The 16,465-nt window shown below is 44.3% G+C and carries 15 protein-coding genes; 6 read left to right on the top strand and 9 right to left on the bottom strand.

Going from position 1 to position 16,465, the window contains the following annotated elements; genetic code table 11:
• Positions 1-42 precede the first annotated feature (42 nt).
• The 5 genes from OQJ75_RS05650 to OQJ75_RS05630 all read right to left on the bottom strand — a co-directional run bounded on the left by OQJ75_RS05650 (position 43) and on the right by OQJ75_RS05630 (position 2,947).
• Entirely contained in the window at positions 43-246 is a 204-nt protein-coding gene (locus OQJ75_RS05650) for a hypothetical protein (RefSeq protein WP_248374706.1), read from the bottom strand.
• A gap of 288 nt (positions 247-534) precedes the next feature.
• Positions 535-678 carry a hypothetical protein gene (locus tag OQJ75_RS05645; RefSeq protein WP_017059112.1) on the bottom strand — a complete coding sequence of 48 codons (144 nt, stop codon included), beginning with the start codon at positions 676-678 and terminating at the stop codon, positions 535-537.
• A gap of 25 nt (positions 679-703) precedes the next feature.
• Positions 704-979, bottom strand: coding sequence for an HU family DNA-binding protein (locus OQJ75_RS05640; protein ID WP_248387710.1), 276 nt, complete (start codon positions 977-979; stop codon positions 704-706).
• Between the two features lie 369 nt (positions 980-1,348).
• On the bottom strand, positions 1,349-2,044 hold the full coding sequence (locus OQJ75_RS05635) for a VC0807 family protein (RefSeq protein ID WP_248374709.1): 696 nt from the start codon (positions 2,042-2,044) through the stop codon (positions 1,349-1,351).
• A gap of 330 nt (positions 2,045-2,374) precedes the next feature.
• Entirely contained in the window at positions 2,375-2,947 is a 573-nt protein-coding gene (locus OQJ75_RS05630; RefSeq protein ID WP_265971229.1) for a YceI family protein, read from the bottom strand.
• Between the two features lie 276 nt (positions 2,948-3,223).
• Between OQJ75_RS05630 and OQJ75_RS05625 the strand changes: the two genes are divergently transcribed.
• Entirely contained in the window at positions 3,224-3,940 is a 717-nt protein-coding gene (locus OQJ75_RS05625; RefSeq protein ID WP_265971622.1) for a DUF1826 domain-containing protein, read from the top strand.
• A 345-nt stretch (positions 3,941-4,285) separates the two neighbouring features.
• On the top strand, positions 4,286-6,172 hold the full coding sequence (locus OQJ75_RS05620; protein ID WP_265971231.1) for a methyl-accepting chemotaxis protein: 1,887 nt from the start codon (positions 4,286-4,288) through the stop codon (positions 6,170-6,172).
• Positions 6,173-6,277: 105 nt separating this feature from the next.
• Here the strand turns inward: OQJ75_RS05620 and OQJ75_RS05615 are convergent, their stop codons facing one another.
• Complete coding sequence (locus OQJ75_RS05615) at positions 6,278-6,679, bottom strand: ACT domain-containing protein (RefSeq protein WP_248387706.1); 402 nt, start codon at positions 6,677-6,679, stop codon at positions 6,278-6,280.
• A 145-nt stretch (positions 6,680-6,824) separates the two neighbouring features.
• Positions 6,825-7,718, bottom strand: a complete 894-nt coding sequence (locus OQJ75_RS05610; RefSeq protein WP_265971232.1) for a LysR family transcriptional regulator — start codon at positions 7,716-7,718, stop codon at positions 6,825-6,827.
• A 160-nt stretch (positions 7,719-7,878) separates the two neighbouring features.
• On the opposite strand from OQJ75_RS05610, the gene OQJ75_RS05605 reads away from it, so the two are divergent.
• The 3 genes from OQJ75_RS05605 (at position 7,879) to OQJ75_RS05595 (ending at position 12,211) form a co-directional block, all read left to right on the top strand.
• On the top strand, positions 7,879-8,781 hold the full coding sequence (locus OQJ75_RS05605) for a Vmh family MBL fold metallo-hydrolase (protein ID WP_265971234.1): 903 nt from the start codon (positions 7,879-7,881) through the stop codon (positions 8,779-8,781).
• A 311-nt stretch (positions 8,782-9,092) separates the two neighbouring features.
• The gene (locus tag OQJ75_RS05600) at positions 9,093-9,908 is read left to right on the top strand and encodes a TauD/TfdA dioxygenase family protein (RefSeq protein ID WP_265971236.1); all 816 of its coding nucleotides are present in this window, start codon (positions 9,093-9,095) and stop codon (positions 9,906-9,908) included.
• 254 nt (positions 9,909-10,162) lie between these two features.
• Positions 10,163-12,211 carry a response regulator gene (locus OQJ75_RS05595; protein WP_265971238.1) on the top strand — a complete coding sequence of 683 codons (2,049 nt, stop codon included), beginning with the start codon at positions 10,163-10,165 and terminating at the stop codon, positions 12,209-12,211.
• Between the two features lie 193 nt (positions 12,212-12,404).
• On the opposite strand, the gene cqsA is transcribed toward OQJ75_RS05595, so the two are convergent.
• Positions 12,405-13,586, bottom strand: coding sequence for an alpha-hydroxyketone-type quorum-sensing autoinducer synthase (gene cqsA / locus OQJ75_RS05590; RefSeq protein ID WP_265971240.1), 1,182 nt, complete (start codon positions 13,584-13,586; stop codon positions 12,405-12,407).
• Between the two features lie 310 nt (positions 13,587-13,896).
• On the bottom strand, positions 13,897-15,285 hold the full coding sequence (locus OQJ75_RS05585) for a PLP-dependent aminotransferase family protein (protein WP_260810816.1): 1,389 nt from the start codon (positions 15,283-15,285) through the stop codon (positions 13,897-13,899).
• 103 nt (positions 15,286-15,388) lie between these two features.
• Between OQJ75_RS05585 and OQJ75_RS05580 the strand changes: the two genes are divergently transcribed.
• Positions 15,389-16,303 (top strand): EamA family transporter, encoded by a 915-nt coding sequence (locus OQJ75_RS05580; protein ID WP_260810817.1) that lies wholly within the window; start codon positions 15,389-15,391, stop codon positions 16,301-16,303.
• The last annotated feature ends 162 nt before the right edge of the window (positions 16,304-16,465 follow it).

The raw sequence follows: 16,465 nt of genomic DNA, 5'->3' as shown, positions 1-16,465 counted from the left end.
TCGAAATTAAAGGCCTATTCAAAAGCTTTTGGACTTTCGCCGTTACAGTTGATCTGAACCTGAGGCCTTGGTCTTTTTGAAGTATTTGAATGCACTCCAAACCGCGTAAGCCGCAACACCCACAATCAATGCCGAACGAAGGAGAATAGGTGCATCATGCTCAAGTTGACCAACATGCGGCACAATACTGGCAAACAATCGACTGGTAAAAAGCAGCCCCATTACTAACATAACAATTTTATTCATGTGACCTGCCATTCAATTGAGTACGTTGCACAGAATGAGTTATGGGACGATTACACAGTTAACACGTTAAACAACTATTCTGCTCGAAATAAAATCATGCGCTTCTCAAACGTAACCGTCAACGCGATATCAGCCAAAAGCCAGTAAGCTAAAATTTCGTTTTTGGAAAGGGAGAGGGGAATTGATGTAATGGGGTTGTTCTAAAACTAAAAAATGCCACTACAGACCTGCAGTGGCATTAAAACGATAACAAACTATCACTTTGTTCAAACTGTATTTTTACCGAAACTATAATTCTAACAGTTTGGCCAATTCACGCTCTTCGAGAAGCTCTTCAATGCGTTGACGAGTTTTAGGCGTTTCGGCTTGCGCTTTAGTCGACTTGCCTGCTTTTTTGCTTCGACTCGTTTTCGCTTTTTCCTTAGTCGTCATCGTAACCTTCCTTGTATTTTTTATATTACAGGTTGCACGTCTCTTTCAGTGCTTTACCTGCTTTAAATGCTGGCGTTTTTGACGCTGCAATTTGAATCTCTTCTCCGGTACGCGGGTTGCGACCAGTTCGAGCGGCGCGAGAGTTAACTTTAAAGCTACCAAATCCAAGGATCGATACGTCATCACCGTTAGCAAGCGAAGTAGAGATACCTTCAACAAGCGCATTGAGCGCCATGCCTGCCTGGTCTTTTGAGATGTCTGCAGAAGTCGCGATGTGTTCAACTAATTGAGATTTGTTCACAATCTATATTCCTTATTGAGTACGGCTGGCGTCTACCTTTAGCACCTAGCTTATGCGATCTTATCAACGGCAACTGAAATATTGTCAGTGGTTGGGTAGAGCTTTGTAAAGTAACCAACAGAATTGACTATAAAAGCATCTGCCGGCTCAATCAATGGAATTCATTGATTATTATGGATTTAAATCGATCTCGTGAGATCTGTGGCCAAAAATGTCCTGGTTGTATGGAAGGGCAATCAAAGGTAATGCCGTTGGACTTGCGAAGTGGAGATTATAAACAAAAAAGCTCAGCGGCAATGCTGAGCTTTTGGTATCGATGCAATCTAGTATTTGAAGCGGCTCTCTATTTAAAAGCTAAAGCCACGAAAACTACTTAGTAATAAAGATTTGTTCTGTCTCTAGCGAAGTCATGTCGCGAACTTGACGCCAGATGTAGTAGAAGATACCCAGCATCATTAGAAGGCTTGGGATGGCGATAGCAGGGTAACTGTATAGTGTCAGCTTACCTAATTCTTCATTGAAGGCTACCGTGCCCGCTGGGCTAGTCACAATCCAAGTCGCAAGGAAGTAGTTCATCGCAGAAGAGAAAGCGAAGGTACTGGCGAATAGGTAGTTCGATGTCATTAGGCAACGATCAAACTTTGCTTGGTTACCGAACTGCTTTAGGCGCTCTTCAATAAGAGAGATGTTTAACAGAGCCGGTGTGAAGATAACTTTTTGGATAAACGGGTAGCGGGTGAAGGTTGAGCCAAGAACCGCCAAACCAATTAGGCCAGGGATTAATGCTTCTTTTAGTGCTAACCAACGAGTGTCTAGTTCGAAGAAACCAATACCGCCCGTTAATAGCACGCTGACAAAGCCAAGCGCCGCGATGAAGTTGAACTTCTTATTGCGGATTAACTCCATACCGCCGTAAGCGATAGGGAAAGCAAGGGCGACAAGTAGTGCTAAGCCTGTTCCAAGGTGTTCCTCTCCACTGAACTTCATTAAGATGAATGAAGGAAGAAAGACGTTAAACACGACTTCGAAAAGAGGATTCGATTTTTTGTTTTCTGTGCTACTCATAATTTCTAAATACATTATGTTATGGATTTATTCTCAGGGATTGTTGTTTACCTCGCCCAAGATGTAAAGCCTTAAGGCGTCATGCTGTGTAACGACATGTGACATCAACGACATCTCTGAGCTTATCTCACGCTCAATTCCATACTTTGTGAGGGATGTTTATCCGACCGGCTTGGGGGAAATTGAGTGGAAGTTTTGGTCGAGTTTATTCAAACCTAAGTCCGAAGCCGACGAGGTTATTGTAATGTTGTGTACTCTCACTCACATTCGCCGATCTAAACGATTGATGAATGTGAAATGAGGTGGGTTTAAAGAAGAGTTATAAATCCTTTACTGGTCGAAAAGTAGGTTAAAGCTTAAAGGGATCTTGTCGGAAATCGCTAATCCCCCCACGGTTGCCGAAAGTTTGTTTAGATTCTCTGTCGATATCCCAAAATCGGCACCGTTGACGATAATTGTCGAGGCTGAGCTAACCATGATAAATCCTGAGGATGGAACCACCACAACAGGAAAATCGATCGTTTTGGTTACGCCGTGTAAAGTAACTTCCGCTGCTATTGTTGTTCTCTTAGGGTCTCCGGATAGCATTGACGGTTCAACCTTCCCAGATATCTTCACTTCAGGAAAAGTCATTGATTCAAAGTAAAGCTCATTGAGCCTCTGGTCGCGGATAGCGACACCGGTGCTGACGCTTTTCAAGTCCAATACTATTGAAAACTGCCCCTCTTCGGTAAGCCCTCCAGACATGGGTTTGATGGATGCGGGCTCAACAACAAACTGCTTTTTAATGGTCGCGAATGTAATGTTCGATAGCTTGGGATCTAATGTGTAGCCCGTTTCTGCAAAAGATTGAGCGGAGATAACGGTACATAAGAGGCCGAATGTAGAAATTAGTTTTTTCATAAGTTGTCACCGGATTGATGAATTCACAAGTTTAAGTTCTGAGTCGTGCGTCTTTAAAATGGCTTTTGGGAAAGAGTGATTGATAGAAGCTTAGTTCAGCATTCGAAAAATTACCGCAGGCAAAGAAGGGCGTCGCTGTATTTCTGGAATCATGATCGGGTATGTGACTTGCTTATTTTTAGTTATGTTATAACATAACTAAAAATCGCTCTTACTTAGAATCGTTATTGTGTTGGTAGGAGGGAAGCGATAAGCATGTATCAAGGAGACGACGTAATGAATGCGTTGTTAACCAAGCCTTTGGCAAGTAATAATAACCAGACACTCAACATTAGTTCAGTTGTGAATATCAAGGATCAGGCGAATCACAAGTCAGGTTTTAGCGTTTCTGATCAGCCGACGGTATTAACGGATATCTACCAAAGCGATATTAATATGGCGGTATGGCAGCGACAGTTTGATGAAGGTATAACGGCGGCAATCAGTGAATTTATCGCCTTGAATCCAAACTTTAGTAAGTCTGTTAACGTGTCACCTGAAAATGCTTTCGATAAATTGGAATTTGCCACTGATGGCACCGCCTCTAAAGCGTTATTAGAAAACATGGCGGAGTTGGTGGATATGTTCTGTTGTTTGTTCGAGCTTGAAGACGTCGGATTGCGTTTAGCCGTTCTGAATAAAGCGATGTGCCCACGTTTCCATTTTGATCAAGTGCCTTGCCGCTTGGTGACCACTTATCATGGTGTTGCCACTCAATGGTTGCCAAACGACTTAGTCGACCGTTCTAAGCTAGGGCGAGGATCAAACGGACAGGCAGATTCAGCATCAGGCTTATACAATCATGAGTCAGATATCCAACAGCTCTTGAGTGGTGATGTAGCATTACTAAAAGGGGAGCGCTGGAGTGGCAACGAAAATGCAGGTCTTGTGCATCGTTCACCAGTCACTTCATCTGACGAGACACGATTGCTGTTAACGTTGGACTTTGGCTGATCAACTTTTGACTATTTAGTTTGCTATCTGTTTCTTTTCAGGTGTTCAACACATTAAAATACCTATCTAAATGAGCTAACGGCATAGCGCGATCTGTGCCGTTATTATTCCCAAATAAAGACACCCATCAGCCGACCTTAATTAGCGTGTTAATTCAAGATTTAGAGTTTACCATTCTTTAAATCAATGGGTTACGATGAGTGCACTTGCTCACATATATCAATAATTCAGTCCCTCATCGGTTTATTAATTTATTTTAAAGCGTAAAATATATCCCGCTTGCAAACCGATTTGGCAACCAATTTGTTCGCCACGGTCTTTTTACTTCCAAATTATAGGTTTCCTATGTTCAAGAAACTCTCGCTTAAAAATAAACTGGCGATTTCAGCCAGTATGGCCATTATCCTGGGGGGGATTTTGGTCGAGGCATTGTCTTTTCGTGCTTCACTGCAACGGTTGGATACTGAAGTTGAACAGCGCTTAGAGGGCGCATCGGCTTCGTACAATCAATATGTATCGGATTGGATCTTATCCAAAGAGCGTGCGCTTACTTCTCTTTCGAAAGAATCCAAACAAGAAAGCTTGGAGACTCACCTAAAACAGGTTCGTGATTCTGCGTCTTTTGATAATGTCTTCTTGGCGTTTCCTGACGGTTCGCAAAAGAACGCGAATGGAGTCGTGCTTCCGCCGGGCAATGATGATCCTCGTTTGTGGGGCTGGTACACCAATGCGGTTGCGAACCCAAGTAAGGTGTTCATGGATAATCCAACGGTTGCAGCTGCAACTGGGGCGAATGTTGTGTCGCTGGGTACTGCCATGCAATTACATGGTCAGCAGGTTGTGTTAGGTGCGGATGTTGAAATTACCGACATTCTTAATAGCCTAGAGCAAGTGATTCTTCCGGGTGAAGGTTACATGTTCATCGCGACCAATAAAGGCACGGTTTATACGCACCCTGACACCAAGTTACTGAACAAAAACATCAACTCACTTGGGTTAGATTTTGCGGATGTACAAAAGGCACTAGCGAGTGGTAAAGATACGGCTATTGACCTGAATGGTAGCGACTATGTTCTGTACGCACGTACGATTGATGGAACGAGCTTGATTACTGTGAGCGTTGTTAATCATGATTCATTGGTTGCGCCACTATTTGATGCAGTGATTGGTCAAGTGTTGGTGACGCTACTTGTGGTGGTCGTATGTACCATATTGTTTAACTTGCTGTGTACGATTCTATTCCGCCCGTTGAACCACGTTTCTCAAGCACTGGCGCAAATCGCGAATGGTAGCGGTGATTTAACTCAACGCATTCATGTTGAAAACCAAGATGAAGTGGGCGAACTGGCTCATAACTTCAATACCTTTGTTGGGAGTTTACAGCAGTTAATTGGCCATATTCGTGGGCAGTCAGAACAGCTAAACAGTCAGTCAGAGCAAAGTGCTCAGCGTGCAAACCGTTCGGTGGATGAGCTTAATCATCAACAGCAAGAAATCACCATGGTCGCGACGGCTGTAACGGAAATGGCGAGTGCAACGCAAGAGATTGCATCGCATGCCGAGCAAACAGCAAAAGCGGCGCAAGATTCAGCGACAAGCACTAACAGCGGTCACGCTCTGGTTTTGGATACCAAAGGTTCAATCAATAACCTAGCCAATGAAGTGAACGAAGCGGGTAGTGTGATTAGCGAACTTAACAAGCATGCTCAAGAGATCTCGACAGTATTAGCGACAATCCAAGGCATCGCAGAGCAAACCAACTTACTTGCTTTGAATGCTGCGATTGAAGCGGCTCGTGCTGGTGAACAAGGTCGTGGCTTTGCTGTGGTTGCTGATGAAGTACGTGTGCTTTCGCAGCGTACTCACTCTTCAACGGAAGAGATCAAATCAACGATTGATATCCTACAGCGCACGACAGCTCAAGCGGTTGATTTGATGCAGAGCAGTTCTAAACTGGCGGTACATTCAGTAGAAGATGCCGACAGAGCTTCGCATGCGCTTGAAGAGATCAACTCGGCGGTGGCTTTGATTAGTGATATGGCGACTCAAATTGCGACGGCTGCTGAAGAGCAAACACACGTGACGGGTGAAATTACCCAAAATATTACGACCATTAAAGATGTTACTGACCACTTAGTTGTGGGCGCACAGGACAGCTTAACTGAGTCGAACGAACTTAAGAGTCAAGCCGCTGGCTTAAGTGACAAAGTGGCGACTTTTAAGCTTGCTTAACTGGTTCACTCACTGATGCCTGATCAGTGAGTGCGCGGTAAGCAATAAGCAAAGCGACGTAGATTACGTCGCTTTTTTTGTATTTGTGAGTAATCGAACTCTTAATTAGTCAGTTTCTGAAAACTCTTTCAGCGCACTCATTGCAGCTTCTGCTTTGTCTGTTTGAACGAAGATGTGGTCGTGATAGTAACCTGCAACAACGTTAGCGCTAATGCCGTATGAGCCAAGTTTTGTCGCAAATGCAGCCGTTAATCCAACGGCTTCAAGACTTGAGTGTACCGATAAAGTGATAAGGTTAAACACACCGTCGAAGTCTAGCTGAGCTTTGCTCGCAACGTCTTCTTCAAGAACTAGCGTTAAACCTTCTTTCTCACGAAAAGTCGAGATTGGATTGAGCTGAACATAGTCTGCTAACGCTCCGTCGACAGTACAAAAAACATAATTCCCGTCGATTAATTCTGGTGACATGGATTTCAGTAGGACGTCTAGGTCGGTAATGGCAGTCATAGTCAGTTTCCCTGCGTTAATAAGCTTATTGAAGATGTATGCAGTCACGATAGAAGTAACTGGTAGTTAAGTAAAATTAATAATTTTAATTCTGCATCAGTTTTGCTAATGAGAAGTTTTCCTCTTTATTGATGGCATTGTATTTCTACCAACTTGTCGAATGTTCCATCTCGTCAGATAAATGGTCGATAAAGGCTCTTAACAACGGTGTGACTTGTTTGCGCGTTCCGTAAACCGCGTGTACACCCAGCGTTTTAGGTTTCCATTCGGAGAGCAGAGGCACCAATAATCCGTTTTCTATTAAGCCTTCCACTGAAGGAAAGGGTAGTAAGCAGATCCCGTTACCTTTCAAGGTGGCAGAAAGCAGAACCTCTGAGGTATTCGCACTGATATTCCCTTTAATTGGAACCGATTCGAGTCCATTGGGGCCATTGAATGTCCAAGCGGATTTGCCAAAGTAACTGAACGATAAACAGTTGTGGTGCGCCAGATCTTGCACGCTTTGTGGCGTTCCTTTCGCTTTTAGGTATTGGGGCGATGCGCATATTACTGAGCGACAATCACCTAACTGCTTGGCAACAATGTTAGGCGTGAGTTCATTGGTTATGCGAATGGCCAAATCAATGCGTGACTCAACCAGATTGACGGTTTGATCAGTCGAGATAATGTCGATAGAAACCTCTGGCCATTTGGCGATGAAGCGACTGATCACGTCCATCAAGAAACTGTCGACAATCGAATAACTCGCGGTAATACGCAGTTGGCCTTTTAAGTGCTCGCGGCTTTGATTTCTGATACCTGCTAACGACGCCTCAAGGGCAAGCAGCTCTCGCGCGACTTCAAGCGTCTCTTTCCCCGCATTGGTTAAACTCAAGCTTCGTGTTGTTCTGTGAAGCAAGCGTGTGTCCATCCATGTTTCTAACTCACCTAAATAGCGAGTAACCTTGGTTCGTGAGAGATCAAGGTGCTCTGCCGCTGCGCTCAAACTGCCACGTTCCACGATGGTGACAAAGACATTCATTGCCTCGAGTTTATCCATTGTTTTATTGCCTAGAGAGTCAAACAGATCTCAGTATATGTCCGAAAACCGCAACAGTTAAAGTTAATTTGATGTCTATTTTATCTAATTCCAATCAAATAAGATATTTGCACACTCAATGAGTTGGCAGGCGTTCAGCTCTTAATAACGGAATAAAGCTATGAAAAAGTTATCTAAAATCCTTTTATCAAGAACCGCGCTTTTAGGATCAATGAGTTTAGGAGCCATGCTAGCGGCATCGAGTATTGTCTCTGCTGCTGAGCTAAACATCACTCATTACAATCCGGGTGAAAATGCGATATTCCCAGCAACCTCTGTACTGGTTTCGGGAGAGAAAGAAGTGATTCTGTTTGATACACAATTTAGCGTCGCAGATGGGCAAAAGCTGGTGGAGCAAATCAAAGCCACAGGCAAAGAGCTATCGATGGTTTACATCAGCAGTGGCGACCCAGATTTCTACTTTGGCTTAGAACCGATTGTTGCGGCATTTCCAAACGTTGAGGTCGTTGCCAGTGAAGCGATCGTTGCCCACATCAAGCGTACTAAAGATGCAAAGCTAGAGTACTGGGGCCCAATCTTAGAAGACAACGCCCCGTCTAAAGTCATTGTCCCAACCGTGCTTAACGACACCACGTTGAACATCGAAGGTGAAACCATCGAAGTGAAAGAGATAAACACACACCAAGCTTACCTATGGGTTCCGTCTGAAAAAACCGTATTTGGTGGCGTGTCGGTGTATAGCGGTGTGCATGTATGGATGGCAGATACCGCATCGAAAGAGATTCGTAGCCAGTGGTTACAATCGTTAGAGCGTATGAAAGCTCTTGAGCCAGAGGTGGTGATTCCGGGTCACTATTTAGGTGAAATGCCAACGGGTACAAGTGGCGTTCAATTTACATTGGATTACGTTGCTGACATCGAAGATGCGCTGGTAAGTACAAGTAAGCCAACGTCTGTTGATATCAGTGATTACATGAAGAAAGCATACCCACAATTCAAGGCGACGGAAGGCGACCTAGAACTGGGTGCGAAAGTGCTGAGCGGCGAGATGGTTTGGCACTAGAGTTGATAATCTCGGTTGTGTCGCAGAACAGTTTGAAGATTGTATGCTAGATTTATTGGTGATACACAACTGGAGATATCGATGATCTGGCTTTCAGTGAAAGTACTACAGATTGGACTTGTCTATGGATACAGGAAGTATCAAAAAACAAAAAGAGCTCCAGCTTAGGGGCTCTTTTTTTGTTTCGGAGAAGAGATTTTCTATTTCAAGTGGGAAAGAAAATCTGCATTTTCCCGGTTTACTCGTTAGTAGTCAGATTTGCTTAATAGCCAGATCAGCCCCGCAACTCAATATCACCAAAAAGCGAAAGTATGTTGAAAATAGAACCCATTACTCCTCACATCGGCGCTCGCATCTACGGATTAGGTCTTTCGGCCTGCGGTGCTGATGAACTCGATAAGGTGTATCAGGCACTTATTACCCATCAAGTGATCTTTCTCGACGGGCAGACTTTGTCTCCAGAACAACACTTGGAGATTGCAGAACGTTTTGGAACGTTAGAGCCTGTACATCCTTTCTTCCCTCATGTGGAAAGTGCGCCTCAGGTGAGCCTGATTGAAACAACCCGAGGCAATGCGCCAATGGAAAGTTATTGGCATACCGACTTAACGTGGCGCAGCTTGCCGTCGAAAGCTTCCCTGTTACATGCTCAACACATTCCAAGCGTCGGTGGTGATACGATCTGGTGTTCTATGACGGCGGTTTTTGAATCTCTAAATGAAGATATGAAAACAAAACTGAGAGGCTTATCAGCGACTCACTCGCTGGTGGCTTTTGAAGGTATAGAGTCAGATCAAATTGAGCTTGATTGGCACAAATCCTTAATTAAAACAGCACAGGAGAATCCGCCAGTGGTTCACCCCGTTGTTCAAATTCATCCTGAAACAGGAAAGGAAACGCTTTATATCAATGAGCAGTTTACTCGCTATATCAACGAACTGCCTCGTCAAGAAAGTGATGAGTTGCTCTGCCAACTGTTTGAAATTGCACGACGTCCCGAGTTTCAAGTTCGTTTTAAATGGGGCAAAGGCTCAATGGCGATATGGGATAATAGAGTCACTCAACATTATGCGGTGATTGATTACGGCGATACCCCAAGAAAGATGCATCGCGTTACAGTGACATAATGGTAAGTAAGAGGGGTAATTGGTGTAAACGCTAGCGGACAAATCTTAGGAACTCAGGTTTAGTGTCTGAATTAGAATATAAAACTGAGACTTCATTCACCTAGTCAATAATTAAAACAAAAGCGTTAATACATATTTGATTGAAACCTCACTGCTCGGAGGTGATGTGTAATATAATCGGCGCCAAATTATAAGTATAAAAACTAAATCATAGAATTGATAAACGTCAGGGCTTAGAGAACAAAGTAATTCGTATGAACGCGATTCGTAAAGTTTACCAGTACGCAGAACCAAACCTTACCCTCGTGGGTTGGATGGGCTTTGTCGGCTTTCCCATTTACTACATTGTGTGGGAATTTTTGTTCCCTCAACCTTATGAAAACCTACCGCTGCGTCTAGCGTGTTCGGTATTGTTTTTTGGCATTATATTTCGCAATCGCGTCCCATTTGAATGGCGAAAATACCTTCCGGCTTATTATCAAGTCGCTGTAACTATCTGTTTGCCGGGTTTCTTCTTTTATATGTTGCTGATGAACAATTGGTCCAACGTTTGGGTCATGTCTTTCATGTCGGCTATATTCCTGCATATTTTGTTGGTGCACGTCACTAAAGTTATGTTCGCTCAAACTTTTGCCGGAATCGGAATTGCGACGTTATGTGCTTGGGTGGCACAAGGTTTCTACCTAGAGCTCACAATGGATTGGACGCATGTGCCAATCTTTTTGTTTATCTACTTATTCGGTAACTTATTCTACTTCCGTAATCAGATGGAACATGAAAATAAGGTGTCACTGGCGAAGTCTTTTGGTGCCGGTATTGCCCATGAGATGCGAAACCCGTTAAGTGGTTTATTGACCTCGATAGATGTCATACAATCCATACTGCCGAACCCTAAAAGTGGCGACCATAAAGGGCAATATGCGCTGAGCAATGAAGACGTTATCCAGTTGCGAGAAGTGGGTGATGAAGCGATGGAGATCATTCATTCCGGTAACGAAACGATTGATCTGCTACTGACTTCAATTGATGAAAATCGTGTATCTCGCTCGACCTTTAAAAAGCATTCGGCGCAAGCGGTCGTTGAGGATTCGATAGTCAGCTTTAACTACAAGCGCGCAGCCGATAAATCTGCAATCTCTTTAGACGTACAAAGCGGCTTTGACTTCTTAGGCAGCGATACCTTGTTGAAGTATGTGATGTATAACCTGTTCAAGAACGCATTCCATCATCGCAGCCCTGAAGATTTCCATATTCATGTCACGATGTGCAGTGATGAAGTAACCAATCAAATCATGGTGACGGATAACGGATCTGGCATATCAAGCGATGTGATTCGCCGCATCTTCCAAGATTTCTACACCACAGGCCAATCGGGTAATTACGGTTTAGGTTTGCCCTTCTGTCAGAAGGTAATGCGCTCATTTGGTGGCGAAATTAAATGTCAGTCGGAAGTGGAACAATGGACGCAGTTCACGATGACGTTCCCATCTCTGACATCCAATTCAGTGGAAGAAATTAAGAGCGAACTGACTAAGTTAAAGACTGTAGTGATGATCAGTGACCAGAAGGTTCTGACCAGTAAAATGACCGAGATGTCGCGTTTTATGGGCTTTGACGTCACTATTATGGATGTCGCCTCTGCGCTTAAAAATAAGGAATATCAGTTCGAATTTGATTTGGTATTCGTGGATATGGAGAGCTTGGATCTACGAGTTAGCTGTTTGGAGAGAATTGAGTCACTGCTTTCGTTTACCGAAGCTCGAATCATTTACCTTTATGAGCATCATCCGATTAGGCGTGTACGTAACGTTTCTTTCGAGCCTATTTGGGTGGAAACACAAGTTTGGCTACTCAATACCAAAGCGACCATCGATCGTTTACTGTTTGATTCCAATTACGTGATGCCGTCTGTGCCGGTAAAACCGCTAGAGGCTACGAATAAGCGTACGATCATGGTGGTGGATGACAACGAATCTCTACGCCGATTTACTGCGATGTTATTGGAAAAACAGGGGTTTGATGTTGTGCAGAAAGAGGATGGCCAACAAGCATTAGACGCTTTGGATAATGATGATATTGACTTGATTCTCATGGATATCGAAATGCCAATCATGGATGGTGTGGAAGCATCCCGCCGAATTCGAAGTGCCAACAAGGCATACTCTTCTGTACCGATTATTGCCCATACCGGTGACAGTTCGCCGGTCACTTTGGAGAAAATGGAATCATCAGGCATGTCTGATTTCATCGTCAAGCCCGCAGATAAAAACCGACTGTTCGATAAAATAGCTCACTGGATTTAGTGGATGTAACAGTCTGAAGTACAGGGGTATTGGGTAGGCATGGATTTAGTGGATGTAACAGTCTGAAGTACAGGGGTATTGGGTAGGCATGGATTCAAGAAAGAGCTCAGCGAATTGCTGGGCTCTTTTTGTATCGCGACATGATAGCGTCCATTCAGTCCTGCCGTTAGTTATAGAATTTGTGCGTACAGAGTTACACGAATTCTAACTCTGGGTGATGGTACGCCTCGTGACAAACCGTGAGCACATGGTCAATGTCTCGTAGCGTCATGTCAGCATTCACTGAAAATCGGATGATGTTCTTATTCTTACCCGTCGCTGGACGGCAGAACACTGCGCCGAACACATCCCGCTCTTCAAGGAAATCGCGTACTCGCTCTGTATTTCTTTCATTACCGCACTCTAGCGAGACGATTTGAGATTCACTACGGATGTTAAAGCCGATCCGCTTTAAACCCGTAATGAGCGATTGTGCTCGCTTAAACAGGGTTTCTCGTTTGTCATCTGCACCTTTAATCACCTCCAATGTTTTCTCTAAACGAATCACCTCTTGCGGCAACACAGTTGAGCTAAAAATGGCGGGATAAGCGACAAACGGCAAAGTATCGGATAGCTGTTTGGGCCCAAGGATCGCGCCTGCACGATAAGCGAAGGTTTTGGCTAAGCTGACCGTGATAAAGTCGACTCGGTCATTGAGCCCGAGAGCTTGCACCAAGCCTGCACCTTTTTCACCGTGCGTTCCTAATGAGTGCGATTCATCGACGATAACAGCGCAGTCAAACTCATGCGCCATTTCGTAGATGTCGCGGAGCGGGGCAATGGTACCGATGGTGCTGTAAACCGAGTCGACAACAATCACACCGGAACCATGACGTTCCAGTTGCTTACGTAAATGACTCATATTGTTATGCATAAATGGGTGAGCCGTCGCACCCGCCGCGCGAATACCTTCCCATAGCGACATGTGTGCAAAGAAGTCGATATACACAGGCGTATTTGGCGGACAGATCGTTTGAAGCAACCCAATATTGGCTGCCCAACCAGACTGAGAAAGTAGGCAACTTTCCATTCCAACATAGTTCGCGAGTTCGGTTTCAAACGCAGGTTTAGAGTCTGCATCTTGTAAGAAAATCGCAGACATCACGACGTTGTCATCGTGCTCACAGATCGCAGCTTGGTGAGCTTGTTGGATTGCTTTGTTGTGCGACAAAGACAAATAATCATTGCTTTGCAAGACAACGGCGTCGCGCGATGGACGTTTACCCAATACCAAGTGTTTTTGGCTTTGGTTCTGGGTAATTAGGTCTTGAATATAGAAGCTCAAGCGTTCTTCAATAAAGGAAGGTAATGGTTTGTTTTTGGTTTTATCACTCATAATAGTTCTCTTCAAATACAGGATAACGCCAGCGCTGACGGCTGTATATTGAAGATAAAAAGTGATGTGTCATTAGCCAAGTTGCATAATTTTGTGGGTGCTTGCAAACTCAGCATTTAAGGGTTTTGAGGCGAATGGATTTCCTTACGGTTTGGGGCTTTAGCCTAGGTTAAATCGGAATAATAGCCTCTTCCTTTATGACAAATAGCTATGAAAAAGTTATGAACAAAAGCCATCAAAGACGGCCATGATAAAGTCGAACTCAAACAACTAATGCGTGCTTATTATGAGTAAATTGGATTAGGTCAGGCTAACCGTTCACGCATTGGTGGATAAGCCTAATCAAGTCATCTAACTGCTGCTTAGCTTCCTCCTCTAACGAATAACCAAAATTGATGCGTAGACAGTTACTATAGAGATCAAGAGTGCTGAACAGATGGCCAAGCCTGATATCAAGGTTTTGATCAGCTACCGCTTGAGTAAAAGTTTGTTGATTTAGATTGGGTATTTGTAGCCAAAGCACCATGCCACCTTGTGGGTTACTGATCTTCACATCCTTAGGAAGGTGTTGGGCTAAATAGCTGAGGTATTGCTGACGCAAAGAGAGGATCTGTGTACACCTTCTTCTAACGTGTTTGGCGTATTGGCCAGACTCGATAAAGTCAGCAACCGCAAGTTGAGTCGGCAGGGCAACACCATAACTCGCAGCAGAAAACTGAGCCTTGTACTCGTCTATGTACCTTCCTGGTAAACACCAGCCTAAACGATAACTGGGTGAAAGGCTTTTCGATACCGACCCACACCACAACACGTATCCGCCTTTGTCGTAGTATTTCGCTGGCAGTGGCGTGTGTGATGAGTATGACAACTCCAAATACACATCGTCTTCGATGATCGGTACTCGATATTCATTCGCCAGTGCCGCCAATTTCTGCTTTTGGCTGGCAGACATATTGATCCCTTGAGGGTTCATATGAGAGGTACAGAAGATAGCGGCATTCACACGTTTGTTTTTCAGATGTGCTTCCAGTTGTTTTAGGTCGATACCGTCATCCAAAGACGGGATCTCGATGATCTGGCGTGACATCTTGCCGAGCAACTCCAAAATACCGTTGAAGCAAGGAGAACTGATGGCAATGGTATCGCCTTCTTTGGTACAGGATTCGAGAGCGGCTTTAATCGCCGACATGCAGCCTGCAGTGATCACCATATCTTCAAGTGAAAAGTGGATATCAAGCTTGGCAAAGTGGGTGGACAAAGCTTGTCTTAACATCGGCTCGCCCTGTGTATCAGGGTAGTGATTAAGCCTGTCGCCCATACGTTTGATAGAACGGCGGAAGCTGCGTTCTAGCTCAACAATCGATTGTTCATCATTGGTGGTGCTAGAGACTCCTAAAGGTCCATTGATTGAGTTGTGAGTCGATGAAGTTTGTCTAACTTTGGAAACTTTACTCTCAAACTGTGCCCACTCAGGCGTTGAATGAACAGGCTTGTGAGGTGAGACAAAATACCCCGCTTGCGGGCGAGAGTGAATCCAACCCTGTGATTCTAACTCTTGGTAACAGCTTACTACGGTCGACATGCTGATGGCTTGCTGTTTAGCTAATTGACGAAGCGAAGGCATGCGCCCACCCTCTGGCCTTTTCCCGGTTTCAATCTCATCAATGAACTGATTCGCAAGTTTTCTGTAGATGCTCATGGTCACGACCGTTGTTAACTGTACTGGTTTTTATTGTAAAAATTGTATCTGTACCGGTTTTATTGTTCAAGGGATACTCTTTCAAAACATAGGAGGGGTCAGTATGAAAAGAAATGATTTGTTGTTAGCGGTGTTCGTGATGGCAATATGGGGATTCAATTTCTCGATGATAAAAATGGGTGTGACCAATGTGCATCCTTTGTTGGCAACGGCTGCGCGTTTCTCGCTAGCGGTGATTCCAGTGATATTTTTTGTAGCCAGACCGAATGTCGCGTGGCGCTATTTAGTGAGTTATGGCTTCGTGTTTGGTGTGGGTATTTGGGGTATGGCTTCATGGTCAATAACAGCAGGACTCTCATCAGGGTTGTCGTCGGTATTGCTTTCTACCAACGTATTAATCGGTATGGCCGTTGGGGTATGGGTTTTCAAAGAAAGTGCGTCGGTTCGTAAGTTAATGGGTGCTCTGTTAGCTATGTGTGCACTTGCGGTCTTAGTCTCGGCGGCAAAGAGTAATGTCACCGTTAATGGTGTTGTCTTGATTATGATTGCGGCGTGCAGTTGGACACTAATGGGCGTAATTGTTAAGGCATCTAAAACTAAGCAGGCTTTTGCATTCAATGTATGGGGAATGTTGTTTGCGCCAGTGCCGTTGGTGTTGTTTGCTGTGATGTTACACGGTGAGCAAATCATCTGGCAGGGGATTGAACAATGGGATTGGAACACAACGATTGCTGTGTTGTTTCAGGCTTACCCAACCACATTGTTTGGTTACTGGGTGTGGAATAAGTTGTTAATCCAATATCCGTTAAGCACGACCGCACCATTAACCTTACTAGTACCAATCTTCGCATTGATCAGCGGTTACTTTATGTATGACGAAGTATTGTCAGTCGCCCAAGTGGTTGCATCGGTGCTGTTTTTAGTTGGGATTGGCTTAATCGTGAAACCTGCGAAGGCAGCGACCTCAAAAACAGTAGATGACAAAGAAGCGGAAGGGAAACTCGCCAAACAATCATGATGTCGTTCGCGGTAAAGAAGCGCAATGTAAACTAATCATTGAAGCTACAGTGTTGATTAATGAAATAAGGCCTCGCAATCGCGGGGCCTTTTCATGTGTATATTTCGAGGTGAAATATCGTTACGGTCTAGCGTTCTTGTGGTTCCTTGGAATTATCTGATG

The organism is Vibrio sp. 14G-20 (assembly GCF_026241515.1).
In the GTDB taxonomy this organism is placed as follows: domain Bacteria; phylum Pseudomonadota; class Gammaproteobacteria; order Enterobacterales; family Vibrionaceae; genus Vibrio.
Note: the sequence above shows the minus strand (reverse complement) of the source record. Positions and strands in the feature narration are given on the sequence as shown.

Excerpts from the sequence above, each read along its gene's own strand:
- cqsA (WP_265971240.1), bottom strand. The coding sequence starts at position 13,586 with ATGAGTGATAAAACCAAAAACAAACCATTACCTTCCTTTATTGAAGAA.
- OQJ75_RS05600 (WP_265971236.1), top strand. The coding sequence starts at position 9,093 with ATGTTGAAAATAGAACCCATTACTCCTCACATCGGCGCTCGCATCTAC.
- OQJ75_RS05610 (WP_265971232.1), bottom strand. The coding sequence starts at position 7,718 with ATGGATAAACTCGAGGCAATGAATGTCTTTGTCACCATCGTGGAACGT.
- OQJ75_RS05625 (WP_265971622.1), top strand. The coding sequence starts at position 3,224 with ATGAATGCGTTGTTAACCAAGCCTTTGGCAAGTAATAATAACCAGACA.
- OQJ75_RS05585 (WP_260810816.1), bottom strand. The coding sequence starts at position 15,285 with ATGAGCATCTACAGAAAACTTGCGAATCAGTTCATTGATGAGATTGAA.
- OQJ75_RS05615 (WP_248387706.1), bottom strand. The coding sequence starts at position 6,679 with ATGACTGCCATTACCGACCTAGACGTCCTACTGAAATCCATGTCACCA.
- OQJ75_RS05650 (WP_248374706.1), bottom strand. The coding sequence starts at position 246 with ATGAATAAAATTGTTATGTTAGTAATGGGGCTGCTTTTTACCAGTCGA.
- OQJ75_RS05620 (WP_265971231.1), top strand. The coding sequence starts at position 4,286 with ATGTTCAAGAAACTCTCGCTTAAAAATAAACTGGCGATTTCAGCCAGT.
- OQJ75_RS05645 (WP_017059112.1), bottom strand. The coding sequence starts at position 678 with ATGACGACTAAGGAAAAAGCGAAAACGAGTCGAAGCAAAAAAGCAGGC.
- OQJ75_RS05605 (WP_265971234.1), top strand. The coding sequence starts at position 7,879 with ATGAAAAAGTTATCTAAAATCCTTTTATCAAGAACCGCGCTTTTAGGA.
- OQJ75_RS05595 (WP_265971238.1), top strand. The coding sequence starts at position 10,163 with ATGAACGCGATTCGTAAAGTTTACCAGTACGCAGAACCAAACCTTACC.
- OQJ75_RS05635 (WP_248374709.1), bottom strand. The coding sequence starts at position 2,044 with ATGAGTAGCACAGAAAACAAAAAATCGAATCCTCTTTTCGAAGTCGTG.
- OQJ75_RS05630 (WP_265971229.1), bottom strand. The coding sequence starts at position 2,947 with ATGAAAAAACTAATTTCTACATTCGGCCTCTTATGTACCGTTATCTCC.
- OQJ75_RS05580 (WP_260810817.1), top strand. The coding sequence starts at position 15,389 with ATGAAAAGAAATGATTTGTTGTTAGCGGTGTTCGTGATGGCAATATGG.